The sequence below is a fragment of the Streptomyces sp. NBC_00019 genome, from assembly GCF_045041015.1.
Taxonomy (GTDB): Bacteria; Actinomycetota; Actinomycetes; order Streptomycetales; family Streptomycetaceae; genus Streptomyces.
Genome location: NZ_CP108302.1, coordinates 701,804 through 728,755, shown reverse-complemented (window position 1 = coordinate 728,755; position 26,952 = coordinate 701,804). Strand labels below are relative to the sequence as shown.

The following is a 26,952-nucleotide window of genomic DNA, read 5'->3' as shown; positions in this document are numbered from 1 at the left end:
CGTGACGACCCGGGTGCTGATCTGCGACGAACTGCCCGTGGTGCGCGACGGACTGGCCGGCGCGCTGAGCCGCGAGCCGGACATCGACGTCGTCGCGACCACCGGAGACGGCACGGAGGCACTCGCCCTGACCCGGCAGCACACGCCCGACGTACTGATCACCGACATCCGCCTGGCCAGGCGCTCCGGCCTGGAGGTCGCCGCCGAGGTCACGGGCCCGGCGTGGCCGGCACCGCGCCCCGAGGTCCTCGTGTTCACCACGCAGGTCGACGACGCGACCGTCATGAAAGCGCTGGAGGCGGGCGCGTACGGATATCTGCTCAAGGACACCCCGTCCGAGGAGGTGATCCGCGCGGTGCGCGCCCTCGTCGCGGGCGAGGCCGCGACCAGCGGCCGGGTCACCCGGCGCCTGATCGACTGGCTCTACTGGCGCAACGCCCAGCCCGTCGCCGCGGCCCAGCAGGGCCTGCAGTCACTGACCCCGCGCGAGCGCGAGATTCTGCTGCTGGTGGCGGCCGGTCTGTCGGACGCGGACATCGCCGCCAAACTGACGCTGCAGGAGGCGACCGTACGCTCGCACGTCTACCACCTGCGCGAGAAGCTCGCCCTGCGCGACCGCGCCCAACTCGTCGTCTTCGCCTACCAGTCCGGGTTCACCGTGCCGACGGTCCCGGACGCCTGGTCGCCACCAGGAAGAGAGCCAGACCGCCCAAGGCGACCGCGGTGACCAGCACGGTCGCCGACGCCCAGCCGGACCACGTGACGGCGAAGCCGAAGGCGGGCGGGCCCAGCAGCGTGCCCGCACTGCCCGCCTGATTCAACAGGCCATAACCACGCCCCAGTTCGTGCGGCGAGCGGGCGACGGACGGCACGCTCGCGTGCAGCACGGCGAGGACCAGACCACCCGCGAACTGCATCACGGCCGCACCGACGGCGATGACGGCCCAGGCCGCGACCTGGTACATCACCACCGCGGTGCACGGCATGGCGAGTACGGCCATGGCCAGTGCACGCGGCCCGACACCCCGGCCCAGCAACAGCCCCGCCAGCAGCCCACCGGGCACCGCGGCCAGCGACACCACGGCGGCGGTCACACCGCCGACCGCCGAGGGCACACCCCTGTACGCGGCGAGGTTCGGCAGCAGGGCCACCGCCGTCACCCCGAGCAGCGCGAGGAGAGCGAAGGACAACGAGAGCTGGAGCACGGGCCCGAACCCCGTGCTGTGACCGACGTATTGCTCGTCCGCCCGGCCCCGGACACCGGTCAGCCACCCCAGGGCACCGGCGAGGGCGGCCACAGCGGGTAACAGCGTCAGTGCCCCGGCCACCCGCCATTCCACCGCGCCGCCGAGCGCCCCGATGGCTGAGGCGAATGCCATGCCCACAGGGACGAACGTGCTCCACAGAGCCAGCGCCCCGCGCTGCGTCGCGGGCCCGCACCGTGACGACAGGATCAGCGGCCCCGTGACGACCACCGCCAGATACCCCGCCCCCTCCAGCACCCGGGCGCCGTACAGCACGAACGCCACTGGAGCCGCGACCTCCAGCAGCCCGCCCAGCAGCATGACTCCCAGCCCGGCGGACAGGACCCCACCCAGATCATGCCGCGAGACCCACAACCCGGTCGGGACGGCCAGACACGCCGCGACCACGGTGACACCGGAAACGAGCCAGCCGAACGCTGTCAGCGAGAGCCCGAAGGCGTCCCTGACCTGCGCCTCCAGCGGAATGAACCGCCCCAGCGCGACGGCCGCCGACACGCCCGCCAGGTAGACGAGAGCGATGACACGCCGCTCACCAGCCTCCGCCTGCCCGGGCGGTGCGCTCAGCCGGTTCGTCTCGATCGGGTCGACGCTCATGAGCTCTCTTCCCGACGGCAGCGGATGGACCGGCGGTGACTCTAGCCAGGGGTGTCATGGGTGGGCATGGGCCTGAGCGCGGTACTTCGCCTAAGCGCTGTGTTGAGACACGGCGACCTGTAACGGGTGATCGCGTACCCGAAGTTCGGGTTCGCCGTCGGGCGGGACAAACCAGGGGATGCCTCACCAGTCCGATAACCCGTTGACGGGCGCGCCGCCCAGCTCCGACGATCAGGCGCATGTCTGCCGCCTTGGCGCCTCTCCGCCACCGCCCGTTCCGTCACCTGTTCATCGGGACGACGGCCAACCTGCTGGGCAACGGGGTGGCGCCGATCGCCCTGGCGTTCGCCGTGCTCGACGCCACTGGCTCGGTCGGCTCGCTCGGGTTGGTGGTCGGCGCCCACTCTCTCACCGGCATTCTTTTCCTGCTGTACGGCGGGGTGCTGGCGGACCGGCTGCCGCGCGGCCCCCTGCTGGTCGGCAGCAGCGCGGTCAGCGCCGTGAGTCAGGCGGTGATCGCGACCCTGGTCCTCACCCACAGCGCCGCCGTCCCCCTGCTCATGGTGCTCGCCGCGGTCAACGGGGCGTCAGGTTCCTGCTACCAGCCCGCCGCCCAGGCCCTGCTGCCCCAGACCGTGCCGGCCGAGTCCCGGCGCGCCGCCCTCGCGCTCTCCCGGATCGCGGGCAGCAGCGCGGTGATCGTGGGCGCCTCGCTGGGAGGCCTACTGGTCGCCGCGGTCGGCCCAGGCTGGGGCCTGGCCGTCGACGCGCTCAGCTTCGCGCTCGCCGCCGCGTCCTTCGCGCTGGTCCGCGTCCAGGTCGCGCCGCCCGCGCCCAGCCCCGGCCTGGTGCATGAACTGCGCGTCGGCTGGCAGGAGTTCACTTCCCGCAGCTGGGTGTGGGTGATCGTGGTGGCCTTCTGCTTCCTCAACGCCGGCCTCACCGCCTCGTTCACCGTCCTCGGCCCGGCCGTCGCCGACACCACCGGGATCGGCCGCACCGGCTGGGGTCTGGCCGTCGCCGCGGGCTCGCTCGGCGCCGTCGCCGGCGGCGTACTGTCGCTGAGATGGCAGCCCCGGCGCGCGATCCTGGTCGGCTGCGCGCTCATGGGCCTGACGGCGACGATTCCGCTGCTGCTCGCCCTCGCCCCGTACACCTGGCTGCTGGTCGCGGCCAACTTCGTGGCGGGCGTGGGCGTCGAGCAGGCCGGCGTCGCCTGGTACTCGACCCTCAACGAGCAGATCCCCGAGGACCGCCTTGCCCGTGTCTACGCCTACGACGACCTCGGCTCCTACCTCGCGATCCCGCTCGCCCAGTTCACCGCCGGGCCCGCCGTAGTCCTCCTCGGCCTCCATGCCACCCTCTACGCGGCCGCCGCGCTCATCCTCCTCGCCACCCTTGCCATGGTCGCCACCCCCTCCATCCGCGCGCTGGCCCCGCCGACCGCCAAACCACTGCCCGCCTCTGAAGAACCGGTGCCTCACTGAGATTGGGCTGGGCGATGATCGTGTGGAAGCGTGGCCGCAGGAGACTGGCCTGCTCACGGTTGGTGAGCTGCGAGGGATTCCACGCTTGCACGTCCCGCACGGACAGGCGCCGGTGGGGTCAGGGATACGTGGGGGACATCCCGGATGACCCGGGTGTGGGGCCGTCGGCAGCATGAGCTCCATGGACTCTCAGTCGATCTCCCGACGTTCCCTGGCCCGTGGTGCCGTGGCCGGTGCAGTGCTGGTCGCGGCCGGAAGTGCGGCTTCCCGGGCGGAGGCGGACTCCGCCAGGCCCGGGGAGTTGGACACAGGCGCCTTACAGGCGGCGATCTCCGACCTCTCCCACCCGCCGGCCACCTCTGCGCAACTGCGTGCCGCCCACGGCACGGACCACTGGTACGGCACCGCGGGCCTTGCCGACCTCACCGCCGGGCGTGCCGCACGCCCCGACGACAAGTTCCGCGCAGGCAGCGTCACCAAGGCCTTCGTGGCCACGGTTGTGCTCCAGTTGTGGACAGAGGGCCGCGTGGAGCTGAACGCACCGATCGGGCGTTACCTGCCGGGGCTGCTCCCGTCCGACTTCGCTCGCATCACCGTCACCCAGCTCCTCAACCACACCAGCGGAATCCCCGACCATCAGGGCATCCCCGACACGAGCACGCCGGAGGCCGTCCTTCGGCACCGGTTCGACCGCTGGACACCGCACGAGTGGGTGCGGACCGTGACACACGGCCCGCTGAAGTTCCGTCCGGGCACCAAGCAGGAGTACCGGGGCATCAACTACGTACTCCTCGCCCTTCTCATCGAGAAGCTGACGGGACAGCGCTACGGCGAGGCGATCGGCTCTCGCGTCCTGCGACCCCTCGGCCTCACGCGCACGCTGACACCGGGCGACGACCCCCGGCTGCACGGTCCGCAGGTGCACGGCTACCTGCGGATGACCGACGGCTCCCTGCGCGACGTCACCGTCTACAACCCGTCAAGCACCTGGGGGGAGGGCGAACTGGTCTCCACCGTCGACGATCTCTTCGCTTTCCAACAGGCCTTGTTCTCCGGCGTCTTGCTGCCGCCCCGGGCGCTGGACAAGCTCGTCACCCTGCCTCCGGCCGACGTTCGCATGTGGAAGGACGGCAGCCCCGCTCGCTACAGCATGGGCCTGCAGACGGCCACGGTGAACGGCATGACGTTCTGGGGAAAGACCGGCGAGATGTACGGCTACCGCACCCGCGTGTTCTCCACCCTCGACCTCCGTCTCCGCTTCGTCCTGTCCTACACCCCGACCCCGTTGACCACGAACGAGGACATGGTCAACCGGGTGGTCACCACGCTCACCTCCTGAGCGCTCATGAGTATTTGGGTTGTGATCCCTGCCCGAGAACTGGAGCCGTACAGGATCGATACGTCACCCTGTCGCCCGGGGAGACCCCGCCCGGGTCCGCGAGCGGGCCGCCGGCATCCTGCCCGAGTGCATGCTCCCCGCCACCGTCACCGCGCTGGACGCGCTTCCGTTGACGGCCAACGGCAAACTCGACCCGTCGCGGCTCCCCGCGCCCGCCGCCCTACGCCCATCCGAGCGGGCCGCGGCCCCGGCCGCTGTCACCGACGACGACCTCGTCGCAAGCCTGAAGGAGATCTGGAGCGACGTGCTGGGCTTGCCCGTCGGCCCGGACGACGACTTCTTCGAGCGCGGCGGCAACTCCCTGTCCGCTGTCCGCATCGGTGCCGCTCTGCGGGCCTGCGGCCTGCCGTCCATACGGCTCCGGGAGCTGTACCGCCACCCGACCGTCCGGGGAACGGCGGCGAATCCCAGTGTCCAGGACGAGGCCTCCCGGATGTGACCGGAACGGATCAGAGGCATGGCTGTCTCCGGCTCACGGAAGCGATCTCTCGGGTGTCACCTCACCGCTTCGCCGCGGGGTCCCCAGCGGCGGCAACGAGAGCTTGCGCCTGCTCGCGGGCATGGCTGATGGGGTCGGCGAGGATGTTCAGGCCGTGGGCGACGAGCGCTCCTTCGTGAAGCAGCATGAGCGTCCGGCCCAGATGGTCGGCCCCGTCCGGGGTGATGCCCTCGGCGAGGTCGGTGAACAGGGCGAGCATCCACTGCTTCTGCCCGGTGATGATCGCGTAGGCCGGGTGGGACGGATCGCTGATCTCGGCGTGGGCGTTGACCATGCTGCACCCCTTGGGGCTGTTCTGCTCCGACCACGCGCGTGAGGCATCGAAGACGGCCAGGACGCGCGCTGCCGACACCGGCTGTACGGCGTCGAGGTGCTGGGCGAGGAAGGCCCGCCAGCGTTCATCACGATCCGCGAGGTACTCCACGACGATCTGCTCCTTGGAACCGAACCGGTCGTAGAGGGTCTTCTTCGTCACGCCAGCCTCGTCGGCGATCAGGTCCACCCCGACGGCATGGATGCCGCGCTCGTAGAACAGCCTCGCGGCGGCCTCCAGGACGCGCCGTGCGGCAGGCGTCATCGTGACCCGTCGCGGCCCCTCAATAGTGCCCATGCCTCAATACTATACCGATCTGTATAGTGGGTAGCTGAGTATACCGATCTGTTTAGTGGAGGGTGAGACGTGAACTTCCTGCTCTCGATCGCCTTCGTGATCTGCTGGAGTTCCGGGTTCATCGGAGCCAAGCTCGGCGCGGGCAGTGCGTCTGCGATCACGATCCTGATGTGGCGGTTCCTGCCCTTGGCCGTCATCCTGATCGTCGTTGCCACCGTCTCCAGAACGTCGTGGCGGGACCTCGCGGTGCGGGATGTGGCCCGGCAGGCCATGATCGGCATGCTGTCGCAGAGCGGCTATCTGCTCACCGTCTACTACGCGATCCAACTCGGGGTCTCCAGCGGCACCACAGCGCTGATCGACGGCGTCCAGCCCCTCGTCGCCGGAGCCCTCGCCGGACCGTTGTTGCGTCGATACGTCTCACACAAGCAGTGGCTCGGCCTGTGCCTGGGGGTGAGCGGCGTCGCCATCGTCACCCTGGCCGATGCCGCGGTCGGCACCGGTGTGGCCTGGTGGGCCTATCTCATCCCCTTCCTCGGCATGTTCTCGCTGGTGGCGGCCACGTTCCTCGAAAGCCGCTCCCGTACGCGAGTCGCGCCCGCCGTGTCCCTGACCGTCCACTGCGCTACCAGTGCCGTCATCTTCACGGCACTGGCCGTGAGCATCGGAGCCGCGAAGCCGCCCGCTGAACTCTCCTTCTGGGCCGCGATCATCTGGCTCGTAGCCTTGTCGACCTTCGGCGGATACGGGCTGTACTGGCTCATCCTGAGGCGCTCTGGAGTCACCAAGGTCAACACGCTCATGTTCCTCATGGCCCCGGTCACGGCAGTCTGGGGAGCCCTCATGTTCGGCGAGATGTTCGGTCCGCAGACCGCCCTCGGCCTGGCCGTCGGCCTCGCAGCAGTCGTCATCGTCCATCGCGGTGACACCCCATCCGCCAGGGTGCGCGCGCGGGATGCGGACACGGGCGAGGCCGCGAGGTCGGCCAAGTGCGGTGCCTGATGTCGCAGTTGCGCCTGGCGTAGGCGACCCAGTGGAGTGCTGTGTGGCGTGGGGCGGCTGCGGCTCGCTTTTTTCGCGGGGCTTTCTACTGCTGCGAAGGGATATCCAGGGTCCGGATGAGCTGGGCCAGTTCTTCGGTGAAGAGTTTGTCCGGGTTGAGGGTCTGGGTCTGGAGGTGGCCGTAAGGCCGCGGGGGACTTTGTCGAGGAGGCCAGCGTCGACGTCGGACCAGGTGAAGTCGCTGTCCGTGTAGTGGTGTTCGGCGTGTGGCCAGGCTGCCGGCGCCAGTGCGGTGATGCCGGTGCAGACGCGGTGGGCGGCGTCCGGGGCGGCGCCGCCTTCCGGCGGTCGGTAGCCGGGAACGGGGTCGCCGCCGTAGATGAGAAGGAAGCCCTCGGGGCGGGCCAGGGCCCAGCCGCGGAACGTGCGGGCCCAGGCCTGGATGCGGGCGGCCGGGTGCTGGGGCGGTGCGGCTTCCCAGGCGGATTCCACGGTGTCGGCCAGCGCGGTGTACACGTCGTTGATCAGCGTGGTGACCAGGTTGTCGCGCGTGGCGAAGTATCCGTAGACGGCGTTGGCGGTCATGCCCATCTCGCGGGCGATGGCGCGCAGTGTGATCGCGTCAGGACCGCCCGAAGTCATCAACTCGAGCCCCCACCACGCAAGGAGAGCCGTCCGCTGGAGTGGCCTGACATCACGGGCCGATCCATCGGAACTGCTCGTCCGGTTCCTCCCGGCGTTCCAGCACTCCTGCTGCGACCAACTGCTGGAGCACCTCATGCAGTGCGTTCCCGACCGGATTGTCCGTCCAGAACACCCACTTGACCTGGGTGAACGTTTCGGACCTGCCGAAGATCCCCAGCGAACGGCCCACCATGAAGGCAGCGCCGTCCCAGTCGGTCCAGCCGGCCATGCTCTCGGAAACATCCACGAAGCGATCCTGCCAGCACACGGCCCCTGACATGTGTCAGGGACCGTTGGGGTGGGTGGCCCTCTAGGTTGTGCTGCGCACCGCCTGTCCACACTTCCGCCTCGATACCCGCAGGAGCAACGGAACTGATGCGTCCCCAGCGATCGACGGGTGCGTCCTGCTGTCGCTGGGCTGTTCGTTCACAGATCAGAGCGAGCGTTTCCGCTCGCCTCATTTTCAAGGGGGTACCTGCGATTCTCAGCAAACTCATGAGGTTGGCGGTTTCGGCCGTCGCGGTGGCGGGGTCGGTCGTGGCCGTTGCTGCCGGGCCCGCGTCCGCGAGTTCCAGCGCCAGCTACTACGGATGCCCGTACGGAGCCGTGTGCCTCTACAACGACGCCGACCCGAACTCGGGTATCCAAAGCGGCGGAGTCTACTGGGCCTATGGTCCGCATAACCTCAGCAACCAGTACGGCGACCACTACGTGGTGAACAACCAGTACGGTGGCGCCTGGGTGGAGCTGTGCACCGGCTACAACGGCACCGGCAGAGGCGAAACGATCATCTTCGCCGCGCCGTACGGAAACGTCGAGAATCTGAGCCCGATCAACTCCATCGTGCTGGGCACCGGCAACAACTACCCCTGTAGCCCTCCGTGATTGACTGCGCGTGAGGGTCCGTCAGATAGCTGGCGGACCCTTCCTCCGCTGGCGACCGTGACGGCCCGACCAGCGACACGATGCGATGACTCCGCCAACACTCCGTCCGCGTACCCACCGCGCCGTAACTAGCGTGCGGCCTGAGCGTAGGCGGTCGGTGTGACGCCCACGGTGGCCGTGAAGTCCCGTACGAGGTGGGCCTGGTCGGCGTAGCCGAGGTCGGCGGCGAGGGCGGCCCAGTCGATGTCGTTGCGGGTGCCGGCCACTTCCAGGGCCTCGTGGATGCGGTAGCGCAGAATGACCCATTTGGGGCTGACGCCGACGTGGGCGGAGAAGAGCCGTTGCAGCGCCCGCACGGAGAGGCCCTGGGTGCGGGCGAAATCGCTGACGCGGCGCACCGTGCGGTCCGCGTGGATGCGCTGGACGAGGTCCCGGGCGAGGTCGGCCTGGGGATCGGGGGCCGGGTCGAGGGAGAGCAGGAAGGTGTCGAGGGCGGCGACGCGGGCGTGGTCGTCGGCGGGAGTGACGACCGACCGGGCGGTGTCCTCGGTGATCTGCGGGAACACGTCCTCGGCGGCCAGCACGCGGCCGGTCCAGTGCGAGACCGGTACCTGCGGTGCATAGGGGCGGAAGGCACCGGGCCGGAACTTCACGCCGCACACCCGGCCCCGCCCGGTCAGTTTGCGGGTGTACAGGCCGAGCGCGACGCCCGTGACCTCGCCGCAGGGCGGGCCTTGGTCCTCTTCCCACTGGAAGGTGAGGTGGATGGAGGGGTGTGGAACGACATGGGAGGCGTACGGCGAGGGCAGGTCCCAGTCGATGAGCCAGTACCACTCGACGTAGCGGCGCAGCGGCTCGGCGGGCTCGTGGCGGCGGAACCGCACGCGGGTCAGCAGCCCGGACGGGTCGACGATCCCGCGGGTATCGCGGCGGGGTTCGGCCATGACCGGATCGTATGTCGCGTTTCTTCAAGAGGGCAGCGGTGGATGTACCTAGGGTCGATGCATGGACACGAACCCTGTGGAGACGTACGGCATCGGTGAGCTGCTGGGCATGGCGTGCAAGAGGGCGGTTCCGGTGCTCCGGGGCATCCCGGACGCGGCTCTGTCCGCCCCCACGCCCTGTGCCGAGTACGACGTGAAGGCGCTGGTCAATCACCTCTTTCAGGTCATCGTGCAGTTCCAGCAGCTGGCCGTGAAGGAGGCGTCGGACTTCGGTCAGACGCCCGACCGGATCACCGGGAACCCCGAGTGGCGTGAGCGGCTCACGGACGAGGCGGACCGGCTGGTGGCGGCCTGGTCCACGCCAGGCGCCGAGGAAGGGACGACCGGCGCGATGAACATGCCCGCGCGGCTGGTCGGCTCGATGGCGCTGCTCGATCTGACCGTGCATGTGTGGGACCTGGCGCGGGCGACAGGCCAGGACTACCCGGGTGCCAACGAGGCGGTAGTGACGGAACTGTCCGGCGCGGTGGACGAGCTGGCGCCGACGGCCAGGACGATGGGTGTGTTCGGGGAGCCCGTGCCGGAGGCCGAAGGGGCGTCGGCATTCGAGCGGCTGCTGGCCCGGACCGGCAGGGATCCGCACTGGAAATAGGCTCCAACCGGCCGCCGATCTTTGGGCAGGGCACTGTTCCTCAAGATGCGAGGAAGTCGAGCGCATTTGCCACGAATTGATCGTGGTACTGGAAGATTCCCCCGTGCCCGGCATCCGGGAAAGGAGGGACGAGTTCGCTCCCGGGGGAGGCGTGCGGCCAGGTCGAGTGTGTTCCGGCTGGGCACCACCCGGTCGTCCTCACCGTTTGCCACGAGGACCGGTTGGTGAATCTTCGACAGGTCCGACGGCGCCTGGCGTCCCCGCTGCTTGATGGCCTTCAACTGGGCGCGGATCGACGTCACCGAGATGGCTTTGCCGCGGTTGTGCGTGCGCTCCTTCAGCCGTTCCAGGAAAGCTCGTCCGGCCTGCCTGCCGCCTGCGGTTGCGGTGAAGAAGAGGGAGAGCTTGGGGTCCTGGCGGGTCAGGGCACCCTTGAGCGTGGCCTGGATGGTGAGTGCCGGGACCTTGTCGATGCCGGGGCCTCCGGCGGGCCCCGTGCCGGCGAGGATGACCTTGCGGACGAGGCGCGGTTCCTTCTCCGCGATGACCTGTGCGATGAAGCCGCCCATCGACAGGCCGAACACATCGACCTGGTCGAATCCGAGGGCTCGGATGAACAGCACAGCGTCGCGCGCCATCGCCTCGATGGTGGCCGGCGTGGAGCCACTCGAGCCGCCCACGCCGCGGTTGTCGAAGGTGATGACCCGACGTTGCGCGGCGAGTCCGTCAACGACGCGCGGGTCCCAGTTGTCCAGGACCCCGGCCAGGTGAATCAGGAGGATGAGCGGCACGCCCTCCTGGGGCCCGAGCTCCCGGTAGACGAAGTCCTCGCCGCGAACGGACACGGCACGCGTCGGCGCGTTCTTGTAGGACGACGTCGAGGGGGACGGGGAATTCCGTGGTGTGGTCATGTCCAGGGCCTTCTGTAGCGGGTTCGACGGCGCTTCTCGTCGCGGCGGACGCTGTCGTCCGCGCTCGTGGAAGACCTGATTGATGAGCGGGGGAGTGGTCCGTCACGTCATCCTGACGACGACCTTGCCGGCCTTCGCGCGCCCCGCTTCGGCGTACGCGAGTGCTTCGCGGGTCGACTCGAACGGGAACACGGTGTCGACGACGGGCCGGATCCTGCCGGCCTCGATGAGAGGGGTGAGCTTGCGCAGTTGGTCTCCGCTGGCCCTCATGAAAAGGAATGAGTACGTCACGTTGCGCCGCCGGGCGCGTCGCCGCGTCCGGTAACTCAGCGCGGACATCGCCAGCCGGATGATCGGGTTCGCCCCCAGTTCCCTGGCGAGGGCGGGGTCGGGAGGGCCCGCGACACTGATGACCTTGCCGCCGGGCTTGAGGACGTCAAGGGACTTCTCGAGCGTCTCGCCGCCGAGCGAGTCCAGGACCAGGTCATAGTCGTGCAGCACCGTCTCGAACGACTGCTTCTTGTAGTCGACGACGACGTCCGCGCCCAGACGCTTCACCAGGTCGACGTTGGCCGTGCTCGTGGTGGTCGCCACGTGTGCACCGAGCTGCTTCGCCAGCTGGATGGCGATGGTGCCCAGGCCGCCGGAACCCGCGTGGATGAGAACCCTCTGCCCCGGCTGAATGCGCGCCCGCTCCACCAGCGCCTGCCACGAGGTCAGTGCGACCAGGGGGAGGGACGCCGCCTCTTCCATGGTGAGCGTGGCCGGCAAGGGCGCCACGTCGTCCTGGTGCACGGCGATGAGTTCGGCGAACGTGCCGATCCGGTTCTTGTCGGGGCGTGCAAAGACCTCGTCCCCCACTGCGTACCGGGTAACGGCCGCGCCCACTTCGACCACGACCCCGGCAAGGTCGTTGCCGAGGACGAACGGAACCCGGTACGGCAGAATCGTCTTCATCTCGCCGTCCCGGATCATGCGGTCGAGCGGGTTGATGCTCGCGGCCCGGATCAGGACCAGCACGTCGTCCGCGCCCACCTCCGGACCGGCACCTCGGCGGCACGCACGCCGGCCTTGTCGCCGTAGCGCTCTACCGTGAAGGCCCTCATTGTCGTCTCCACATCTCGTCCCCCAGCGGACAGGGGTGTTGGCTATGCCGAGCTTTCGGGTGGTGTGCGGTGACTCGCGACTGCTTGATGATGCCGATTCGTGGGGCGAGTGCAGGTGATGCGTGCCGGGTGTTGGGCCGACGTTCGCCGTTGGCCGACGGATCTTCTGGGCGACCTTGTCCCGTGCAGCGGGTGTTGACGTCGGTCCGCGTGCGGGTCGAGGGCGAGAGTCATTAGATTACGCTCGTAATGCTAAGTCGTCGGTCGGCGGACCGCAAGGGTGGACGTGGTGCTGATCGGCGGGTTCGGGGCCGCCGCTGCGGCTGTGACTCCCGAGGTCTCACTCGGGGTGCGGTCAGGCGTGTCAGTTCGTGGTCCTGGAGTGCTCTTGTTCGACGCCCAGCAGCGCGAGGGCGTTGTGGATGCCCTGCTCGAGGAGCGCATCGGAGAGTTGCCGGTAGGCGAGGGCTCGGGAGAGCTGCAGCGTCCCGGCCATCATGGCGTAGGCGCTGAGCGTCCTGGTGCGAACCGCGAGCGGTTCGCCAGGTGCCATGCGGGCGGCTATGCCGTCGATGACAAGTAGTACGCCGCCGGTGTAAGCCTGCTTGGTCGGGTCTGTGCAGCGTGCGATTTCGTCGAGCAGGGCGGCGGAGGGGCAGCCGTCGCCGGGGCTGTCGCGGTGCCAGGTGGACAGGTACCACCGCACTATCTGTTCGAGCCCGGCGCGGCCGGGTGCTGCCTGCGTGACAATGCTCGCGTTCTGCGCCTGTAGCTGGTCGGTGACCGTGGTGGCCACCAGGTCGTCCTTCGATGTGAAGTGCGTGTAGAAGGCGCCGTTGGTCAGTCCCGCGTCCTTCATGAGTGTCGAGACGCCCGAGGCGTCGATGCCGTCCTGCTTGAACCGGCGGCCGGCCGTTTCGATGATCCGCTGCCTGGTCGCCTGCTTGTGCTCGTTCCCGTATCGCACGACACGCTCCTTTGCTTACCTGTGGGGCTGTCCACCTCGACATCTGCTCGGGTCCACCTCGAAGCGCGGTGGCTGGCAGTAGCTGGATGCGAGGGCCTCATTGCGCCCGGTGCACCTACTGCATAGTATTATGAGCGTAAGTTAAAAGTTGGAAGACGTGAATGCCGTCAGTTGGGCGGCTGATCTTCCGCCGTTCCGGGCGGATCTCCGACCCGGTCGACAGCGTCGGCTCAGCACGCCGGGCGTCGGCGTGGAGAACCCCGTCCCGCAGTCCCAACACGTCTTCGGGGCGCTGCTCGGGCAGACCCGTGAGATGCCGCACAGACAGACCCGCCAACAAGAGAAGGCCATCATGAGTACGTATCTGGCAGACAAGGTCGAGGACCTCACCGTCGAGGGTCCCTCCGCACGGTTCACCTACCGGCGGATGGGTCCGCAGGGCGGCGTCCCTCTGGTCCTGCTGAACCGCTTCCGCGGCACCATCGACTGGTGGGACCCGGAGTTCCTGGACCTCCTGGCCGCCGACCGCGACGTGATCCTGTTCGACAATGTCGGCGTCGGCTACACCGACGGCGAGCCGCGCGACTCCCTCGAAGGATTCGCCGAGGGTGCCATCGAGTTCATCGACGCACTCGGCCTCGCGCAGGCCGACCTGCTCGGCTGGTCCCTGGGCGGCATCGTCGCCCAGCGCGTGGCCGTACGGCGCCCCGAGCTGGTGCGCAAGCTCGTTGTGGCGGGCAGTGGCCCGGCCGGCTGGGTGCCTGACGCTCCGGCCTTCAGTGAGAAGGTGCTCGGCATCATGGCCAAGCCCGATGCCGACCTGGAGGACATGCTGTACCTGTTCTACCCCGAGACGGAAACGGCCCGTGCTGCTGGGCACGAACACTTCGCTCATGTCTCGACCCGGCTCGCAGGCGGCGGCCCCGCCGTCTCCGAGACGGCGGCCCTGGGCATGCTCACCGCGGCGGCCACCCTCCTGGCGGCCCCCTTCGACCAGATGGTCGCGGAACTGGAGGCCATCAAGCAGCCGGTCCTCTACGCCAACGGCCTCGACGACGTGATGATCCCCGCCCATAACTCCTATGTCGCGGTCCAGCACCTCGCTGACGCAACGCTCGTGCTCTACACCGGCGCCGGCCACGCGTTCCTGTTCCAGTACGCCAAGGCCTTCACCAAGCAGGTGGCCGACTTCCTCGCCGCCTAGGGGACGTGCCGGGTCGGCGAGACTCAGTGCCGTAGCCGCCGACAGGTGAGGACTTCCGCCGCCGGAACCACTCGACGTCTGTGGTCAGCCAGTGCCCCTGTTGGTCGGCCGGGAGGCCGGACCGCTGATGGGGCCGGTGACGGGTCCGCCCGTGGTGTGAGCGCTGGATCCGTTCGGGCGTGCTGCGGAAGTGCCGATCGTGCAGCACGACGATGTCTGACCGCCGCCAGCAAGGTCCTGCTGTGGCGCTCATGCTGGCGTCATGACGATGTCATCCACTACGGAGTCAGCAGCAGTTCTCACCGGCATGTATGCGGCTGAGGCGGAGTACCTGGCGGCGGGAGGCCCTGGCGAGGCTTCGTTCGATCTGCTCGCCCCCTTCTTTGCGCCGGATGTCGAGCTGCATCAAGCAGATGCCCTGCCCTACGGCGGCACTTGGCGTGGGCACAACGGCATGACGCAGTTCTTCCTCATGATGGGAGAGGTGTGGGAGTCGTTCGACATGGTGGAGCAGGAGTTTCTTGCCACCGGTGAGACTGCGGTTGTGCTCACACGGGTCCGCGCTCGCGCTCGCGCGACCGGCCGTGAACTCACCTTCCCCATTTTGCAGGCGATCACGGTCAAGGACGGGCGGATCACCGAGGTCCGTCCGTTCTACTGGGACGCGAAAGCTATCGCCGACGCCTGCGCCGTGCCGGCACCGACAGACTGAGGCCGACGGCGAAACCTACCGTCACAGCCACTTGTTGAGGACCGCCAACAGCACGGTCACCTCGTAGCGAGCGGCAAGCTTGCCGCATCTCGTGGCCACGCCCGGTGACCCTTGAGGCGGTTGATCCAGGTCGATCCAGCAATCGACGGCGTGGGGCTCGCGTGCTGGACGTGATTCGGCGGGCCTGTGTCGGCGTACAAGCTGATCTACAAACGCAGGTACAGGCTCAAGAACAAGCTCTTCGCCGCGGTCAGCCCCCGTCCCGCAACAGCAGCTCGACCCGGTGCCTGTCCAGGTTGATATCGGCGACCTCGACCACCAGCACGTCACCGATGGCCGGAGACTGATCGCCTCCGTCCTGCTCAGGCAGCTCCGAGGCCGGCAGCAACCCTTCGACGCAATCGTGGACACGAACGAAGACTCCGATCGAAGCCACTTTGGTCACCTTGCCCGGAACCACGTGTCCAAGATGCGTCCGAGCGAACTCACGGAACGGATCATCCTGAAGAGACTTCAAGGAGACGGTGAGCCAGTCCCGATCGGCGTCCACGTCCAGGACCGTGACAGTCACGTCCTGTCCCACTCGCAGCACCTGGTCCAATGGCACCTCGCGACGTTGCCATGACACCTCGGGGGCCCGCAGCAGCCCGTCGAACCCGCCAAGATCAACGTGGGCATCGACATCACTGACCGATGAGACGGTTCCTTTGCGGACCTGCCCCTTCTCGAGCGTCCTCAAAAAAGCCTGGCGAGCCGCATTCGCAGGAACGTCCGCCACACCACCACCCCTTCACCGCGGACCAGATTCGCATGTCCGCTCAACACCTGCCTACCTCTGCACATGAGCCGGCACTCCGCTCTGCACATGAGCTGGTACGCCGACAGCCTGGGCCCGTCACTCGTCGGCAATCGCGCGCACGACGGGTTGGCCGGCCGCCGCGGCCTCCTCTTTCACCGTTCTGGATGCCGGTATCCGTCGGGCTCCGGATTCCCCGGAACAGCGATACTCGGGCTGTTCACCGGCGCACTTCGCCCGCCGTCGGCTCCCGCGCCAGGGAGCTGCAGTGGTCGATCGGTCTTGATGAGGGTAGTGAGGGCGCCAAGACCATTGGCGCAGCGGGTTGTTGGCTCATCGGGGGCGGGTGTCCGGCCCGTCTCCCGTGGCATGGGCGTGCGGCTGTGCCTCCGAGCCGTCGGAGATCATCGACGCCGTCCATGCCCGCTCCGCGACCGTCCAGGTGGCGAGTCGAGACGTGCTGGCAGAGCCGATGCGCGGCCCGTATCGACACAGTCCCGAGCAGCGGGCCACCTTGCAGGTTCTTAGAATTACGGTCATACTCTAATCGTTGGCGCAACGCTGAGGGACTCGACCTCCAGCTCCCACGGCCTTCGATCGTCGACCCTGCCGACTGCAGTCGCAATCGGCAGACCCAGGTACCTGCGCCGAGCCTTCCCCTTCCATGGAGGAGGGGCCGGTGCGCTCGCAGGGACCCCACGCCGAAGGGCACGACCGTGAATGACGCACAAGAAGTACGAGGGGACATCGTGACCTCGTACAAGAACGCGCCGACCCGCACCCTCACCGCCGGGGGAGTGACCTTCGCCTATCGCGAGCTCGGTCCCCGGTCCGACGTCCCGGTGGTCTTCCTCACCCACCTCTCCGCGGTTCTCGACAACTGGGATCCCCGGGTCGTCGACGGCATCGCCGCCAAGCGCCGGGTCATCACGTTCGACAACCGGGGTGTGGGCGCTTCTTCTGGTACGACGCCGCGCACCATCGCGGCGATGGCGAAGGACGCCGTCACCTTCATCCGGGCGCTCGGGTTCGAGCAGGTCGATATCCATGGCTTCTCGATGGGCGGCATGATCGCCCAGGTGATCGCGCAGACCGACCCCGACCTCGTCCGCAGGCTGATCCTCACAGGCACCGGGCCCGCGGGAGGCGAGGGCATCAAGAACGTGACCTGGTTGTCCCATCTCGACACCGTGCGAGCGCTGTCCACCCTTCAGGACCCGAAGCAGTTCCTCTTCTTCACCCGCACCGCGGGCGGGCGCCGGGCCGGGAAGGAGTTCCTGGCCCGGCTCAAGGAACGCACCCAGGACCGGGACAAGGCGATCTCCCCCATCTCGTACAGCAACCAGCTCAAGGCCATCCACCGCTGGGGGCTGGAGCGGCTCCAAGATCTCTCCGTCATCCGGCAGCCTGTGCTGGTCGCGAACGGCGAGAGCGACCGAATGGTTCCGTCGCAGAACTCGCACGACCTGGCGCGGCGACTGCCGAACGCCGAGTTGGAGATTTACCCCGACGCCGGGCACGGCGGCATCTTCCAGTTCCATCGGCAGTTCGTGGAGACGGCTCTCGAGTTCCTAGAGCGGCAGTAAGTGCGGTGAGTGGTGCTCGCTTGAGCCGCGGGCGTTGCCTCGGAGCCGTGACACCCTTGGGGGACCGGCTCGAGGCACCTGCTCCGATTGGGCGACCTACTTGCTTTCCGGTCACCCGGCGATGTCGAGACCGGCGTGGTGCACGCCCTCGTCATCGAGGCGGACGAGCCTCGGAGGATCTTCCAGCCCGCAAGCCCGCAAGCCCGCAAGCCCGCAAGCCCGCAAGCCCGCAAGCCCGCAAGCCCGCAAGCCCGCAAGCCCGCCAGCCCGTCCAAGTTCAAGTCGCCCAGGTCGTGCTTGGGGCGCCAACGGGCCTTGCGGTGTCGGCGGTTGTGCTGTCCGCAGGCGCCAGTTCGGCCCGGCTGCGCTCGCGGCCCGGCTAGCTGATCAGGTCGGTATCCGCGATGTTCGAGGGCGGGGCGGAAAAGCCCGTCCAGCCACTCCGCGGGCGGCCGGGCGTCGTCGGACTCGGGGGCGCGCAGGGGCATCGCCGCGCCCGGACTCGACGTCCTCGCAGGGCGCGGCGGAGCCGGTAGACCTCTGGCCGCAGTTTGACCGCCCGCTCAGCGCATGAGCGCCTGGGCGGTGACAATTCCCTGCTCAAGGACCTCGTCGGCGAACTTGCGGTCGGAGAGGGCGCGGGCCAGTTGCAAGGTCCCCACCATCATGGTGTAGAGCCCGATGGCCGTGCCGCGGGCGGACTGCGGGTCCTCGGGTGTCAGGCGGGCGGCGATCTCTTCCACGATGGCCTTCGCGCCGTCGGTGTAGGCCTGCTTGGTCCCGTCCCCACAGCGGCCGATCTCGTCGAGCAAGGCGGCGGAGGGGCATCCGAGGCCGGGGTGGTCCCGGTGCTCGGGCGACAGGTACTGGTGAACGAGGTCCTCAAGTCCCGCGCGGCCGGGCCGCAACGTGCCGAACGCTTCGACCTGTGTGCGCAGTTCGCCTGCGACGACGTTGGCCACGAGGTCGTCCTTGGACTCGAAGTGGGCGTAGAACGCTCCGTTGGTGAGCCCGGCATCCGACATCAGCGTGGAGATGCCCGAGCCGTCGATGCCGTCCTGCTTGAACCGGTGGCCGGCCGTCTCGATGATCCGTTGCCGAGTCACCTGCTTGTGCTCCTTGGCGTAGCGCGCCACAGGGTTCCTCCATTCGCTCCGCGGGGCCATTGCCTCGCACTCCATCCTAATCTATGGTCTGACGTGCGTAATATTATGGTCGACATTCAATTTCGTCGGCCACCGTCAGAGATGAGGCGTGCCGTGAGCGACGTTCCCTTCCAGTCCGCCGTGGAGCAGTCACGCGCGCTGGCCGCGGGTGAGATCTCGAGCCGGGAGCTGGTCGAGCTCTACCTCGAGCGGATCGCCACCCACAACCCCGTGCTGAACGCGGTGGTGACCCTCGATCCCGAGCGCGCCCGTCGCGAGGCCCGGGAAGCGGACGCCGCGCGGGCGGCGGGGCAGGACCTCGGTCCGCTGCACGGCGTGCCGATCACGGTCAAGGACAGCTTCGAGACAGCCGGGATGCGCACCGTCTGCGGGCGCACGGACCTCAAGGACTACGTCCCCGACCAGGACGCCGAGGCGGTCAAGCGGCTCCGCGCGGCCGGTGCCGTGATCATGGGGAAGAGCAACATGCCGCCGGGCAACCAGGACGTCCAGGCCGACAATCCGGTGTTCGGTCCCTCGTCCAACCCGTGGGACACCACCCGCACCTCGGGCGGGTCCGCCGGAGGCGGCGCCGTCGCCACCGCCGCGGGTCTCACGGCCTTCGACTTCGGCTCGGAGATCGGCGGATCGACCAGGATCCCGTCCCACTTCAACGGTCTGTACGGGCACAAGTCGACCTGGCGGTCGACTTCCCTGATCGGACACGTTCCCGGCGGCCCGGGCACAGGACGATGGACGAACCCCGACATGGCCTGCGGCGGCGCACAGGTCCGCGACGCCCGTGACCTCGTCCCGATCCTGCGGGCAACGACCGGAACGTCCGACTACGACGGTGGCTTCAGCTACACGCTCGCGCCGCCACGAGCGACCAAGCTCGCCGACTTCCGGGTCGCCGTCTGGAGCGAGGATCCCGCCTGTCCGGTCGACAGCGACGTCGCGGCCGCCATGGACGACGCGGTCACCGTGCTGCGAGCGGCCGGCGCGAAGGTCACCGTCCAGCCCCCGAGCCTCCCGGTCGACATAGCGGCCAATCACCGCAAGGCATTCCTGCCCCTGCTCTACGGCGCGTTGTCCTACGACCGCACCGGCCTCACACCTGCCCCCAACGCCGCGCTGCTGGCCCGGCTCGTCCAGCACCCGCGCGGCGACGCCGGTCCCGCCCTGCTCGGAACCTTCCAGTCGCACTATCGCTGGCAGCTGGCCCACGCGGTGCGCAACGAGCTCCGGCAGCGATGGTTCGAGTTCTTCCAGGACTTCGACGTCGTCCTCATGCCGGTCACCCCGACGGCCGCCCCCGTCCACCACAACAAGCTGATCGACCGGTTCGGGCGGCCCTTCGAGGTCGACGGCGTGCGCCGCCCCTACTGGGACCAGGTCAAGTGGAACGCCGTCGCCAACGTTTCCGGCGGTCCGGCGACGACCATCCCGGTGTGCAGGAGCAGGAGTGGACTGCCCGTCGGCGTGCAGGCCATGGGGCCGAGCGGCGGCGATCTCACCACCATCGAGTTCGCCGCGCTGCTGGGCCGCGAAGTGGACGGCTTCCTGCCGCCTCCGGCCTTCGTCTAGACCCCCGACCGGCCGCCCCGAGAGTCAAGGAAAACGACGATGCCAAACCCGAGCCGCAACGTGTCACGACTGCTGACGGATTCCGCGTCCCGCTACCCGCAGCGCACCGCGATCGTCTTCGGCGACGACCGCGTCACCTACGCCGCCCTCGACGCCGCGGCCAACCGGGTCGCCAACCTGCTCGTCTCGCGCGGCATCCGGCCAGGTGACAAGGTCGCGCTGTCCTGCCCCAACCTGCCGCACTTCTCCAGCATCTACTTCGGGATCCTCAAGGCCGGAGCCGCGGTCGTGCCGCTGAACGTGCTGCTGAAGGCCCGCGAGGTCGCCTACCACCTCACCGACTCCGACGCGAAGGCGTACTTCGCCTTCGAGGGCACGCTGGAGCTGCCGATCGGACAGGCCGCATGGGAGGGGTTCCAGGCGAGCACGGAGTGCACCGAGTTCTTCCTGATCGAGAACGGCGGTGCGCCAGGGTCCGGGGACGGCACGCCGGAGTCGTACGCCTCGGTCGTAGCCGAGCAGCCGGTGACGTTCCGGACGGTGGACCGCGACGAGGACGACACCGCGGTGGTCCTCTACACCTCCGGCACGACCGGCCACCCCAAGGGCGCGGAGCTGCGGCACCGCAACGTGTACGACAACGCACTCGCCGGCACCGACCTGTTCGCCTCCGACCCGGAGCACCCCGACACCTACCTGTGCGCGTTGCCGCTGATCCACGCCTTCGGCCAGACCGTCATCCAGAACGGCGCCCTCGCCTTCGGCGGCACCATCGTGATGCAGCCGAGGTTCGAGGCACCGGCGACCCTGCGTCTCATGCTCGACCATGACGTGACGTTCTTCGCCGGCGTTCCGACGATGTACTGGGGCCTTCTCGCCGCGCTCGACGACACGGTCGACGTCGCCCGCCTGGCCGCGAACCTTCGCGTGGCGGCGGCCGGTGGCTCAGCCCTGCCCGCCGAGATCCACAAGCAGTTCGAGGACCGCTTCGGCGTGACGATCCTCGAGGGATACGGACTGTCCGAGACCTCCCCGATCGCCTCCTTCTCCCCCTTCGGCGAGGCACCCCGCGTCGGATCGATCGGCGTGCCCATTCCGGGCGTGGAGATGAAGCTCATCCGCGACGACTGGACCGAGGTCACAGGCGGCCCCGACGAGATCGGGGAGATCGCGATCAAGGGGCACAACGTCATGAAGGGCTACTACAAACGCCCCGAGGCGACGGCCGAGGCGATCTCGGAGGGCTGGTTCCGCTCCGGCGACCTTGCCCGCAAGGACGAGGACGGCTTCTACTACATCGTCGACCGGTCCAAGGACATGATCATCCGGGGTGGCTTCAACGTCTATCCGCGCGAGATCGAGGAAGTGCTCATGGAGCATCCCGCGGTCTCGCTCGTCGCCGTCATCGGCGTACCACACGACTCCCACGGCGAGGAGGTCAAGGCCGTCGTGGTGAAGAACGCCGCCAGTGGCACGAGTGAGGAGGAGCTCGGCGCCTGGGCGAAGGAGCGCCTCGCCGCGTACAAGTACCCGCGCATCGTCCAGTTCGTCGACGCGCTGCCCCTGACGTCCACCGGCAAGATCCTCAAGCGTGAACTCGCCTGACCGCGACGCCCCCGCGAACCCCGGGGGCGCGATCGGCATCCCCCGTCACCTCACGCCCGCGCGCCTGCACCGACCGAAGGAAATCCACCCATGACCCACCTGCACGGCCACCTGACCCTGCCCAACGGCCAGGTGCTACCCAACCGGATCATGAAGTCCGCACTCAGCGAAGCGCTCGCCGACAAGCGCAACGCCCCCGACCATCGCCTCGAACAGCTCTACCGGACCTGGAGCCGGGGCGGGTACGGGCTGATCATCACCGGCAACGTCATGGTCGACCGCACCCAACTCGGCGAGCCGGGCAACGTCGCCATCGAGGACGACCGCGACCTCCCCGCGCTCACCCGATGGGCCGCGGCGACCAAGGACGCCGGCATCCCGACCTGGGTACAGCTCAACCATCCCGGCCGCCAGGCCAACATGCTCGCGCTCGGACACACACCGGTCGCGCCCAGCCCGATCACGCTCAACCTGCCCGGCGCCACCAAGCCCCGCGAGCTGACGCCCGCGGAGATCGAGGACATCATCGAGCGGTTCGCGACCGCGGCGCAGGTGTGCGAGACGGCCGGCTTCGCCGGGGTACAGGTCCACGGAGCCCACGGCTACCTGGTCAACCAGTTCCTCTCCCCGCTGTCGAACCGTCGCGACGACGAATGGGGCGGCGACCCCGAGCGCCGGATGCGCTTCGTCCTCGAGATCGTGCGCCGCATACGGTCCCGGGTGTCGCCCGGCTTCGCCGTAGCCGTCAAGCTCAACTCGGCCGACTTCCAGCGCGGTGGATTCACCGAGGAGGAGTCCCGCTCCGTCGTCGCGGCTCTGGCGAAGGAAGGACTCGACCTGATCGAGGTCAGCGGCGGCAATTACGAGTCGCCGGCGATGTCGGGCTCCGCGGCGGCGTCGACACGCGCCCGCGAGGCCTATTTCCTGGAGTACGCGCGCACAGTGCGCGCCCTGGTCGGCGATGTCCCGTTGGCGGTCACGGGCGGCTTCCGCTCCCGCACCGCGATGGAGGACGCCGTCGCCACGGGTGAGTGCGACGTGGTCGGCATGGGCCGGCCCACCGCCACGACGCCCGACGCCGCGGACGTGATCCTGACGGGACGGGCCGACGCGGTCGTCGCGCATCAGCTGCGCTTCGGGATGCGCCGTGTCCTCGGCAAGGTCGCCGACCTCAAGGCGCTTGACGGTGTGCTCGATCTGAGCTGGCACGCCGACCAACTGCATCGACTGGGCGCGGGCCTCGAACCCGACCTGCGCCGCGGGCGTCTCGCCACCACCGTCTCGATGATCCGGCGAAACGGCAGCACGTCCTTCCGCCGCAAGCGCGGAGCCTGAGGCCCCACCCGGCCCCCTGGCCAGGCGGAGCAACAGATCAGGTCGCCAAGGGGGCCGGCTGAACCGCGATATGCCGTCGAGCCGCGTCCGCGAAGACCTCGAAGAGACGACTGACCGCCGCGCTGTCGCCACCTGTCGCGAGGCGGCCGGAGCTGACGGCGGCGGACGGCGTCTCGCTCCCGAGGGACAGCTCGATGAAGGTTCCCGCGTCGCAGACGATTGTCGAGGGAGACGACGCGCGGGACGGTCCGGACCGGACCTGGAGGACTCCGTCGCTGACGGACATGGAGAACCTCTCGCCGGCATCGACGTCGCACTCAAGCGCGAGGTCGGCCAGGCGACCGGGATCCGCCGCCTCGGTCATGCACAGCGCCACCATGTCCGGACGGGCCGTCGAGGAGTCGACACCGCTGCTCATCAGGCCCAGGCCCCACAGTCCGAGCCCGATGATCGGGGTTCGCAGCCCTTCGCCGAACTCGGTCAGGGCGTACTCCGGTGTCGGCTCGGCTTTGGAGACGACGCCGATCGAATGCAGCGTGCGAAGCCGGTCGGTGAGGCGATTCGGACCGATCGACGGCATGCGACCGAGGATCTCGGTGAACCGCTTCGGGCCCAGCAACAGCTCGCGGAGGATGAGTACGGTCCACCGCTCGCCCAGCACATCCATCGCCGTGGCGACTGGGCAGGCCTGCCCGTATCTGCGTACCGCTCCCATGCGTTCCACTCTACTGACGTGTACTGACCGGCCAACGCGAGGGCCAAGGCGTTACCTTCGCCCTGGCCCTCCTACGACGGCTGCTAGCGCACTCCACGTCCTTCGAGCTCGCCGAGCAGTGCGCGTACTTTGCGATCGCCGGCCAGACGCGCGTCGATCGCCGGGTTGATCATCCCTCGCAGGACGGACAGCGGTGTCCAGCGGGCCGGCCGGAGCACGCGGGGTGAACGGTGCTCGATGGCATGCGCGATGGCGTGAGCGGCCTGGTCCGGTGCGAGGCGCTTGAGCAGCGGTCGCGGAGTTGTCCTGGCCAGGAGCTTGCCGATCGTCGGGTCCTCGTCGACGCCGTTTCTGATCATGTCCGTCTGGATCAGCGAGAAGTAGACGGTGGTGGCGGAAGCGCCGTGCGGTGCGAGTTCCACGCGGAGTCCGCGTCCGAGCTGCTCCACCGCAGCCTTGCTCATGGCGTAGGGAATGGCCCCATGCCGTTGACGAAGGCGAACATCGAACTGATCAGCACGACCTGACCCTGGTTGGCGACGATCTGCTTCATCGCCGCGTTCACGGTGTTGATGGCACCGTTGACGTTGACGGCCAGCACCTTGTCGATCGCGGGAGCGGGCATGGTGCGCAGCGTGGAGCCACGCCCCATGATCCCGGCGTTCGCGATCACGACGTCGACCCGCCCGAACCGCTCGCAGATGTGGGCCACGGCAGCGTCGAGCGCGTCCCGGTCGCAGACGTCCGCAGTGAAGCCGGTGACGCCGGACGGTGCGATGCGTGCGGCGATCTCCGGCGTGTCGGGATGCAGATCCACGATGCCGACCCGTGCGCCGCGGGCCAGGAGAGCCCGAGCCGTCGCGGTGCCCAGCCCGCCCGTGCCGCCGGTGATGAGTACGACCTTGTCGGCGAGTTCGTATGCAGTCATGCGGATGCCTCGTCTTCAGTCATGGGGTGTGTCCGCGTCCACGTTCAGTGCGGCGAACCCGAATTCGGGGCCGAGGGGCGGGACTTCGAGATCGTCGTCGGCGCGCCGCTCCCGTGGTGAGCACACGTTGACCGCTCGGCGACGCCTTCGTAATGACGTGGACGCTAGCAAGCGCTATACGAAATGTATAGTCATCGCGTGGGCTCGATTCATGCCCGAACCGGCCCTCGGCAGGTGTGAGTCACTGCGCCATGAACTCCTGGCCGGCTGCGGCGCTCCCGGGGGCGCGTCGGGTGGAACGCGCCACCTCGCCACCGCGGCGTGGCCGTCAGGCGGTGCTCATGGAGTGCGGTCCGTACGACGGAGAACGGGGCGCAAGTCCTCGATGACGGAGGGATCGTCCACCGTGGAGGGGATGGGCTCGTCGTGGCCGTCGGCGATGCCGCGCATCGTCTTGCGCAAGATCTTTCCCGAGCGGGTCTTGGGCAGGGCGGCCACGACCGCGACCTCCTTGAGGGAGGCGACGGCGCCGATGCGCTCGCGTACGAGCTGGACGAGTTCGGCCTCCACCTCGCTCGGTTCGCGTGTGCTGCCGGCTTTGAGGACGACGAACCCGCGCGGCACCTGTCCCTTCAGGGTGTCGGCGACGCCGATGACGGCACATTCGGCGACGTCGGGATGGGCGGCCAGGGCCTCTTCCATGCTGCCGGTGGACAGGCGGTGGCCGGCGACGTTGATGACGTCGTCGGTGCGGCCCATGACGAAGACGTAGCCGTCGTCGTCGATGTGGCCGCTGTCACCGGTGAGGTAGTAGCCGTCGTAGGCGGAGAGATAGGAGGCGATGTAGCGGTCGTCGTCGTTCCAGAGAGTGGGGAGCGCGCCGGGTGGCAGGGGGAGCCTCACGACGATCGCGCCGTCGACACCCGCGGGCACCGGCTCGCCCGAGGCGTCGAGGACACGGACGTCCCAGCCGGGCAGCGGACGCGTGGGGGAGCCGGGTTTGAGGGGAGCGGCCGCGATGCCCACGGGGTTGGCGACGATGGGCCAGCCGGTCTCGGTCTGCCACCAGTGGTCGATCACCGGGACGTCGAGGAGCGCTCCCGCCCAGTGGTAGGTCTCCGGGTCGAGGCGCTCGCCGGCGAGGAAGAGGTAGCGCAGGCCGGAGAGGTCGTAACCGGTGCTGAGGATGCCCCTCGGGTCCTCCTTGCGGATGGCCCGGAAGGCGGTGGGGGCCGTGAACATGGTCTTCACGCCGTAATCGGCGGCGACCCGCCAGAACTGACCCGCGTCCGGAGTGCCGACCGGCTTGCCCTCGTACAGGACCGTCGTCGCGCCGACCAGCAGAGGCGCGTAGACGATGTACGAGTGCCCGACGACCCAGCCGACATCGGAGCCGGTGAACATCGTCTCGCCCGGTCCCACGTCGTAGACGGCTCCCATGGACCAGTGCAGGGCGACCGCGTAGCCGCCGCAGTCACGCACGACTCCCTTGGGTTTCCCGGTCGTTCCGGACGTGTAGAGGATGTAGAGCGGATCGGTCGCGGCGACGGGAACGCAGTCGGCCGGTGGCGCGGTGGCGACCAGGTCGTTCCAGTCGAGATCGTCGGGTCCCAACTCGGCCGGTTCCTGCGGGCGTTGCAGGATCACGCTCTTCTCCGGCTTGTGGGCGGCGAGTTCGATCGCCCGGTCGAGCAGGGGCTTGTAGGCGATGACGCGCTTGCCCTCGATGCCGCAGGAGGCGGAGACGACCACTTTGGGGGCCGCGTCGTCGATGCGCAGGGCGAGTTCGCGCGGTGCGAACCCGCCGAAGACGACCGAGTGGACCGCGCCGATACGCGCGCAGGCCAGCATTGCGACGACGGCCTCGGGAACCATCGGCATGTAGATCACCACGCGGTCGCCGTGTCCCACACCGAGCTGTGCGAGCGCCCCGGCGAAGGCCGCCACCTCGTCCGTCAGCTGCGCGTAGGTGTACGTGCGACGGGTATCGGTCACGGGGGAGTCGTAGACGAGCGCGGGTTGTTCGCCGCGGCCGGCTTCCACGTGCCGGTCGAGCGCGTTGAAACAGACGTTGAGCCGCCCGTCGGGAAACCAGCGGTAGAACGGCGCGCCCGAGGAGTCCAGGGCGCGGCTCGGAGCGACATGCCAGTCGATGCCCTCCGCCGCCTTCAGCCAGAAGCTCTCGGGGTCCTCGGTACTGGCGCGGAAGACATCCTCGTACGTTCCCATCGCGCACTCCTTTGTGGCTTCGGGGTCTGCTGCCTTGAGGTCGGACGACGGCGGCAGCGTACAGAGCGGTGTGGGACACGAATACCGCGTGCCACCGACGGGGTG

24 protein-coding genes and 3 pseudogenes are annotated in these 26,952 nt (G+C 68.7%); 13 read left to right on the top strand and 14 right to left on the bottom strand.

The window, feature by feature from the left end:
* Position 1 precedes the first annotated feature (1 nt).
* Positions 2-727, top strand: coding sequence for a response regulator (locus tag OHU89_RS03580; RefSeq protein WP_405639721.1), 726 nt, complete (start codon positions 2-4; stop codon positions 725-727).
* Here the strand turns inward: OHU89_RS03580 and OHU89_RS03575 are convergent.
* Positions 654-1,859: an MFS transporter gene (locus OHU89_RS03575; protein ID WP_405639719.1), complete on the bottom strand. Its 1,206-nt coding sequence runs from the start codon at positions 1,857-1,859 to the stop codon at positions 654-656. The genes OHU89_RS03580 and OHU89_RS03575 overlap by 74 nt on opposite strands.
* Positions 1,860-2,098: 239 nt before the next feature.
* On the opposite strand from OHU89_RS03575, the gene OHU89_RS03570 reads away from it, so the two are divergent.
* The 3 genes from OHU89_RS03570 to OHU89_RS03560 all read left to right on the top strand — a co-directional run bounded on the left by OHU89_RS03570 (position 2,099) and on the right by OHU89_RS03560 (position 5,184).
* Positions 2,099-3,346, top strand: coding sequence for an MFS transporter (locus OHU89_RS03570; RefSeq protein ID WP_405639717.1), 1,248 nt, complete (start codon positions 2,099-2,101; stop codon positions 3,344-3,346).
* Positions 3,347-3,527: 181 nt separating this feature from the next.
* Entirely contained in the window at positions 3,528-4,685 is a 1,158-nt protein-coding gene (locus OHU89_RS03565; RefSeq protein WP_405639715.1) for a serine hydrolase domain-containing protein, read from the top strand.
* Positions 4,686-4,815: 130 nt separating this feature from the next.
* The gene (locus tag OHU89_RS03560) at positions 4,816-5,184 is read left to right on the top strand and encodes a phosphopantetheine-binding protein (protein ID WP_405639713.1); all 369 of its coding nucleotides are present in this window, start codon (positions 4,816-4,818) and stop codon (positions 5,182-5,184) included.
* A 61-nt stretch (positions 5,185-5,245) separates the two neighbouring features.
* On the opposite strand, the gene OHU89_RS03555 is transcribed toward OHU89_RS03560, so the two are convergent.
* The gene (locus OHU89_RS03555; RefSeq protein ID WP_405639711.1) at positions 5,246-5,854 is read right to left on the bottom strand and encodes a TetR/AcrR family transcriptional regulator; all 609 of its coding nucleotides are present in this window, start codon (positions 5,852-5,854) and stop codon (positions 5,246-5,248) included.
* A 69-nt stretch (positions 5,855-5,923) separates the two neighbouring features.
* On the opposite strand from OHU89_RS03555, the gene OHU89_RS03550 reads away from it, so the two are divergent.
* Complete coding sequence (locus OHU89_RS03550) at positions 5,924-6,856, top strand: DMT family transporter (protein ID WP_405639709.1); 933 nt, start codon at positions 5,924-5,926, stop codon at positions 6,854-6,856.
* A 330-nt stretch (positions 6,857-7,186) separates the two neighbouring features.
* Here OHU89_RS03550 and OHU89_RS03545 read toward each other — a convergent pair.
* Both OHU89_RS03545 and OHU89_RS03540 read right to left on the bottom strand, forming a co-directional pair.
* Positions 7,187-7,498 (bottom strand): annotated as a pseudogene (locus tag OHU89_RS03545) (TetR/AcrR family transcriptional regulator); the annotation flags it as partial.
* A gap of 52 nt (positions 7,499-7,550) precedes the next feature.
* Positions 7,551-7,787: a hypothetical protein gene (locus OHU89_RS03540; RefSeq protein WP_405639707.1), complete on the bottom strand. Its 237-nt coding sequence runs from the start codon at positions 7,785-7,787 to the stop codon at positions 7,551-7,553.
* A gap of 248 nt (positions 7,788-8,035) precedes the next feature.
* On the opposite strand from OHU89_RS03540, the gene OHU89_RS03535 reads away from it, so the two are divergent.
* Entirely contained in the window at positions 8,036-8,425 is a 390-nt protein-coding gene (locus tag OHU89_RS03535; protein ID WP_405639705.1) for a hypothetical protein, read from the top strand.
* Positions 8,426-8,553: 128 nt separating this feature from the next.
* Here the strand turns inward: OHU89_RS03535 and OHU89_RS03530 are convergent, their stop codons facing one another.
* Positions 8,554-9,369, bottom strand: coding sequence for a DUF6597 domain-containing transcriptional factor (locus OHU89_RS03530; protein ID WP_405639703.1), 816 nt, complete (start codon positions 9,367-9,369; stop codon positions 8,554-8,556).
* Between the two features lie 61 nt (positions 9,370-9,430).
* Between OHU89_RS03530 and OHU89_RS03525 the strand changes: the two genes are divergently transcribed.
* Positions 9,431-10,021 (top strand): TIGR03086 family metal-binding protein, encoded by a 591-nt coding sequence (locus OHU89_RS03525; protein ID WP_405639701.1) that lies wholly within the window; start codon positions 9,431-9,433, stop codon positions 10,019-10,021.
* A 185-nt stretch (positions 10,022-10,206) separates the two neighbouring features.
* Here the strand turns inward: OHU89_RS03525 and OHU89_RS03520 are convergent.
* The 3 genes and pseudogenes from OHU89_RS03520 to OHU89_RS03510 all read right to left on the bottom strand — a co-directional run.
* Positions 10,207-10,932 (bottom strand): annotated as a pseudogene (locus tag OHU89_RS03520) (alpha/beta fold hydrolase); the annotation flags it as partial.
* A 102-nt stretch (positions 10,933-11,034) separates the two neighbouring features.
* Positions 11,035-12,038 (bottom strand): annotated as a pseudogene (locus OHU89_RS03515) (NADP-dependent oxidoreductase).
* A gap of 364 nt (positions 12,039-12,402) precedes the next feature.
* A complete protein-coding gene (locus tag OHU89_RS03510; RefSeq protein ID WP_405639699.1) occupies positions 12,403-13,005 on the bottom strand; it encodes a TetR/AcrR family transcriptional regulator in 603 nt (200 codons plus the stop codon).
* A gap of 352 nt (positions 13,006-13,357) precedes the next feature.
* Here OHU89_RS03510 and OHU89_RS03505 point away from each other — a divergent pair, with 352 nt between their 5' ends.
* Both OHU89_RS03505 and OHU89_RS03500 read left to right on the top strand, forming a co-directional pair.
* A complete protein-coding gene (locus OHU89_RS03505; protein WP_405639697.1) occupies positions 13,358-14,209 on the top strand; it encodes an alpha/beta fold hydrolase in 852 nt (283 codons plus the stop codon).
* 262 nt (positions 14,210-14,471) lie between these two features.
* Entirely contained in the window at positions 14,472-14,921 is a 450-nt protein-coding gene (locus OHU89_RS03500) for a nuclear transport factor 2 family protein (protein ID WP_405639695.1), read from the top strand.
* Between the two features lie 250 nt (positions 14,922-15,171).
* Here the strand turns inward: OHU89_RS03500 and OHU89_RS03495 are convergent, their stop codons facing one another.
* Positions 15,172-15,699, bottom strand: a complete 528-nt coding sequence (locus OHU89_RS03495; protein WP_405639693.1) for a S1 RNA-binding domain-containing protein — start codon at positions 15,697-15,699, stop codon at positions 15,172-15,174.
* A gap of 734 nt (positions 15,700-16,433) precedes the next feature.
* Here OHU89_RS03495 and OHU89_RS03490 point away from each other — a divergent pair.
* Entirely contained in the window at positions 16,434-17,303 is an 870-nt protein-coding gene (locus OHU89_RS03490; protein ID WP_405639691.1) for an alpha/beta fold hydrolase, read from the top strand.
* Positions 17,304-17,866: 563 nt separating this feature from the next.
* On the opposite strand, the gene OHU89_RS03485 is transcribed toward OHU89_RS03490, so the two are convergent.
* Positions 17,867-18,439 (bottom strand): TetR/AcrR family transcriptional regulator, encoded by a 573-nt coding sequence (locus OHU89_RS03485; RefSeq protein ID WP_267016820.1) that lies wholly within the window; start codon positions 18,437-18,439, stop codon positions 17,867-17,869.
* A 123-nt stretch (positions 18,440-18,562) separates the two neighbouring features.
* On the opposite strand from OHU89_RS03485, the gene OHU89_RS03480 reads away from it, so the two are divergent.
* The 3 genes from OHU89_RS03480 to OHU89_RS03470 all read left to right on the top strand — a co-directional run bounded on the left by OHU89_RS03480 (position 18,563) and on the right by OHU89_RS03470 (position 22,975).
* Positions 18,563-20,035, top strand: a complete 1,473-nt coding sequence (locus OHU89_RS03480) for an amidase (protein WP_405639689.1) — start codon at positions 18,563-18,565, stop codon at positions 20,033-20,035.
* Between the two features lie 39 nt (positions 20,036-20,074).
* On the top strand, positions 20,075-21,640 hold the full coding sequence (locus OHU89_RS03475; RefSeq protein ID WP_405639687.1) for a long-chain-fatty-acid--CoA ligase: 1,566 nt from the start codon (positions 20,075-20,077) through the stop codon (positions 21,638-21,640).
* Positions 21,641-21,730: 90 nt separating this feature from the next.
* Positions 21,731-22,975 (top strand): NADH:flavin oxidoreductase/NADH oxidase family protein, encoded by a 1,245-nt coding sequence (locus OHU89_RS03470; RefSeq protein WP_405639685.1) that lies wholly within the window; start codon positions 21,731-21,733, stop codon positions 22,973-22,975.
* A 37-nt stretch (positions 22,976-23,012) separates the two neighbouring features.
* On the opposite strand, the gene OHU89_RS03465 is transcribed toward OHU89_RS03470, so the two are convergent.
* The 4 genes from OHU89_RS03465 to OHU89_RS03450 form a co-directional block, all read right to left on the bottom strand.
* Positions 23,013-23,690: a winged helix-turn-helix transcriptional regulator gene (locus tag OHU89_RS03465; protein ID WP_405639683.1), complete on the bottom strand. Its 678-nt coding sequence runs from the start codon at positions 23,688-23,690 to the stop codon at positions 23,013-23,015.
* Between the two features lie 83 nt (positions 23,691-23,773).
* The gene (locus tag OHU89_RS03460) at positions 23,774-24,154 is read right to left on the bottom strand and encodes a hypothetical protein (RefSeq protein ID WP_405639681.1); all 381 of its coding nucleotides are present in this window, start codon (positions 24,152-24,154) and stop codon (positions 23,774-23,776) included.
* Entirely contained in the window at positions 24,151-24,618 is a 468-nt protein-coding gene (locus tag OHU89_RS03455) for an SDR family NAD(P)-dependent oxidoreductase (RefSeq protein ID WP_405639679.1), read from the bottom strand. The genes OHU89_RS03460 and OHU89_RS03455 overlap by 4 nt, the downstream gene beginning before the upstream one ends.
* Positions 24,619-24,957: 339 nt before the next feature.
* The gene (locus OHU89_RS03450; RefSeq protein WP_405639677.1) at positions 24,958-26,847 is read right to left on the bottom strand and encodes a propionyl-CoA synthetase; all 1,890 of its coding nucleotides are present in this window, start codon (positions 26,845-26,847) and stop codon (positions 24,958-24,960) included.
* Positions 26,848-26,952: the final 105 nt, after the last annotated feature.

What these genes read in the sequence shown, in the direction of transcription:
- OHU89_RS03575 (WP_405639719.1), bottom strand. Translation starts at nt 1,859, where the DNA reads ATGAGCGTCGACCCGATCGAGACGAACCGGCTGAGCGCACCGCCCGGG.
- OHU89_RS03570 (WP_405639717.1), top strand. Translation starts at nt 2,099, where the DNA reads ATGTCTGCCGCCTTGGCGCCTCTCCGCCACCGCCCGTTCCGTCACCTG.
- OHU89_RS03565 (WP_405639715.1), top strand. Translation starts at nt 3,528, where the DNA reads ATGGACTCTCAGTCGATCTCCCGACGTTCCCTGGCCCGTGGTGCCGTG.
- OHU89_RS03560 (WP_405639713.1), top strand. Translation starts at nt 4,816, where the DNA reads ATGCTCCCCGCCACCGTCACCGCGCTGGACGCGCTTCCGTTGACGGCC.
- OHU89_RS03555 (WP_405639711.1), bottom strand. Translation starts at nt 5,854, where the DNA reads ATGGGCACTATTGAGGGGCCGCGACGGGTCACGATGACGCCTGCCGCA.
- OHU89_RS03535 (WP_405639705.1), top strand. Translation starts at nt 8,036, where the DNA reads ATGAGGTTGGCGGTTTCGGCCGTCGCGGTGGCGGGGTCGGTCGTGGCC.
- OHU89_RS03530 (WP_405639703.1), bottom strand. Translation starts at nt 9,369, where the DNA reads ATGGCCGAACCCCGCCGCGATACCCGCGGGATCGTCGACCCGTCCGGG.
- OHU89_RS03525 (WP_405639701.1), top strand. Translation starts at nt 9,431, where the DNA reads ATGGACACGAACCCTGTGGAGACGTACGGCATCGGTGAGCTGCTGGGC.
- OHU89_RS03505 (WP_405639697.1), top strand. Translation starts at nt 13,358, where the DNA reads ATGAGTACGTATCTGGCAGACAAGGTCGAGGACCTCACCGTCGAGGGT.
- OHU89_RS03500 (WP_405639695.1), top strand. Translation starts at nt 14,472, where the DNA reads ATGACGATGTCATCCACTACGGAGTCAGCAGCAGTTCTCACCGGCATG.
- OHU89_RS03475 (WP_405639687.1), top strand. Translation starts at nt 20,075, where the DNA reads ATGCCAAACCCGAGCCGCAACGTGTCACGACTGCTGACGGATTCCGCG.
- OHU89_RS03470 (WP_405639685.1), top strand. Translation starts at nt 21,731, where the DNA reads ATGACCCACCTGCACGGCCACCTGACCCTGCCCAACGGCCAGGTGCTA.
- OHU89_RS03465 (WP_405639683.1), bottom strand. Translation starts at nt 23,690, where the DNA reads ATGGGAGCGGTACGCAGATACGGGCAGGCCTGCCCAGTCGCCACGGCG.
- OHU89_RS03460 (WP_405639681.1), bottom strand. Translation starts at nt 24,154, where the DNA reads ATGAGCAAGGCTGCGGTGGAGCAGCTCGGACGCGGACTCCGCGTGGAA.
- OHU89_RS03455 (WP_405639679.1), bottom strand. Translation starts at nt 24,618, where the DNA reads ATGACTGCATACGAACTCGCCGACAAGGTCGTACTCATCACCGGCGGC.
- OHU89_RS03450 (WP_405639677.1), bottom strand. Translation starts at nt 26,847, where the DNA reads ATGGGAACGTACGAGGATGTCTTCCGCGCCAGTACCGAGGACCCCGAG.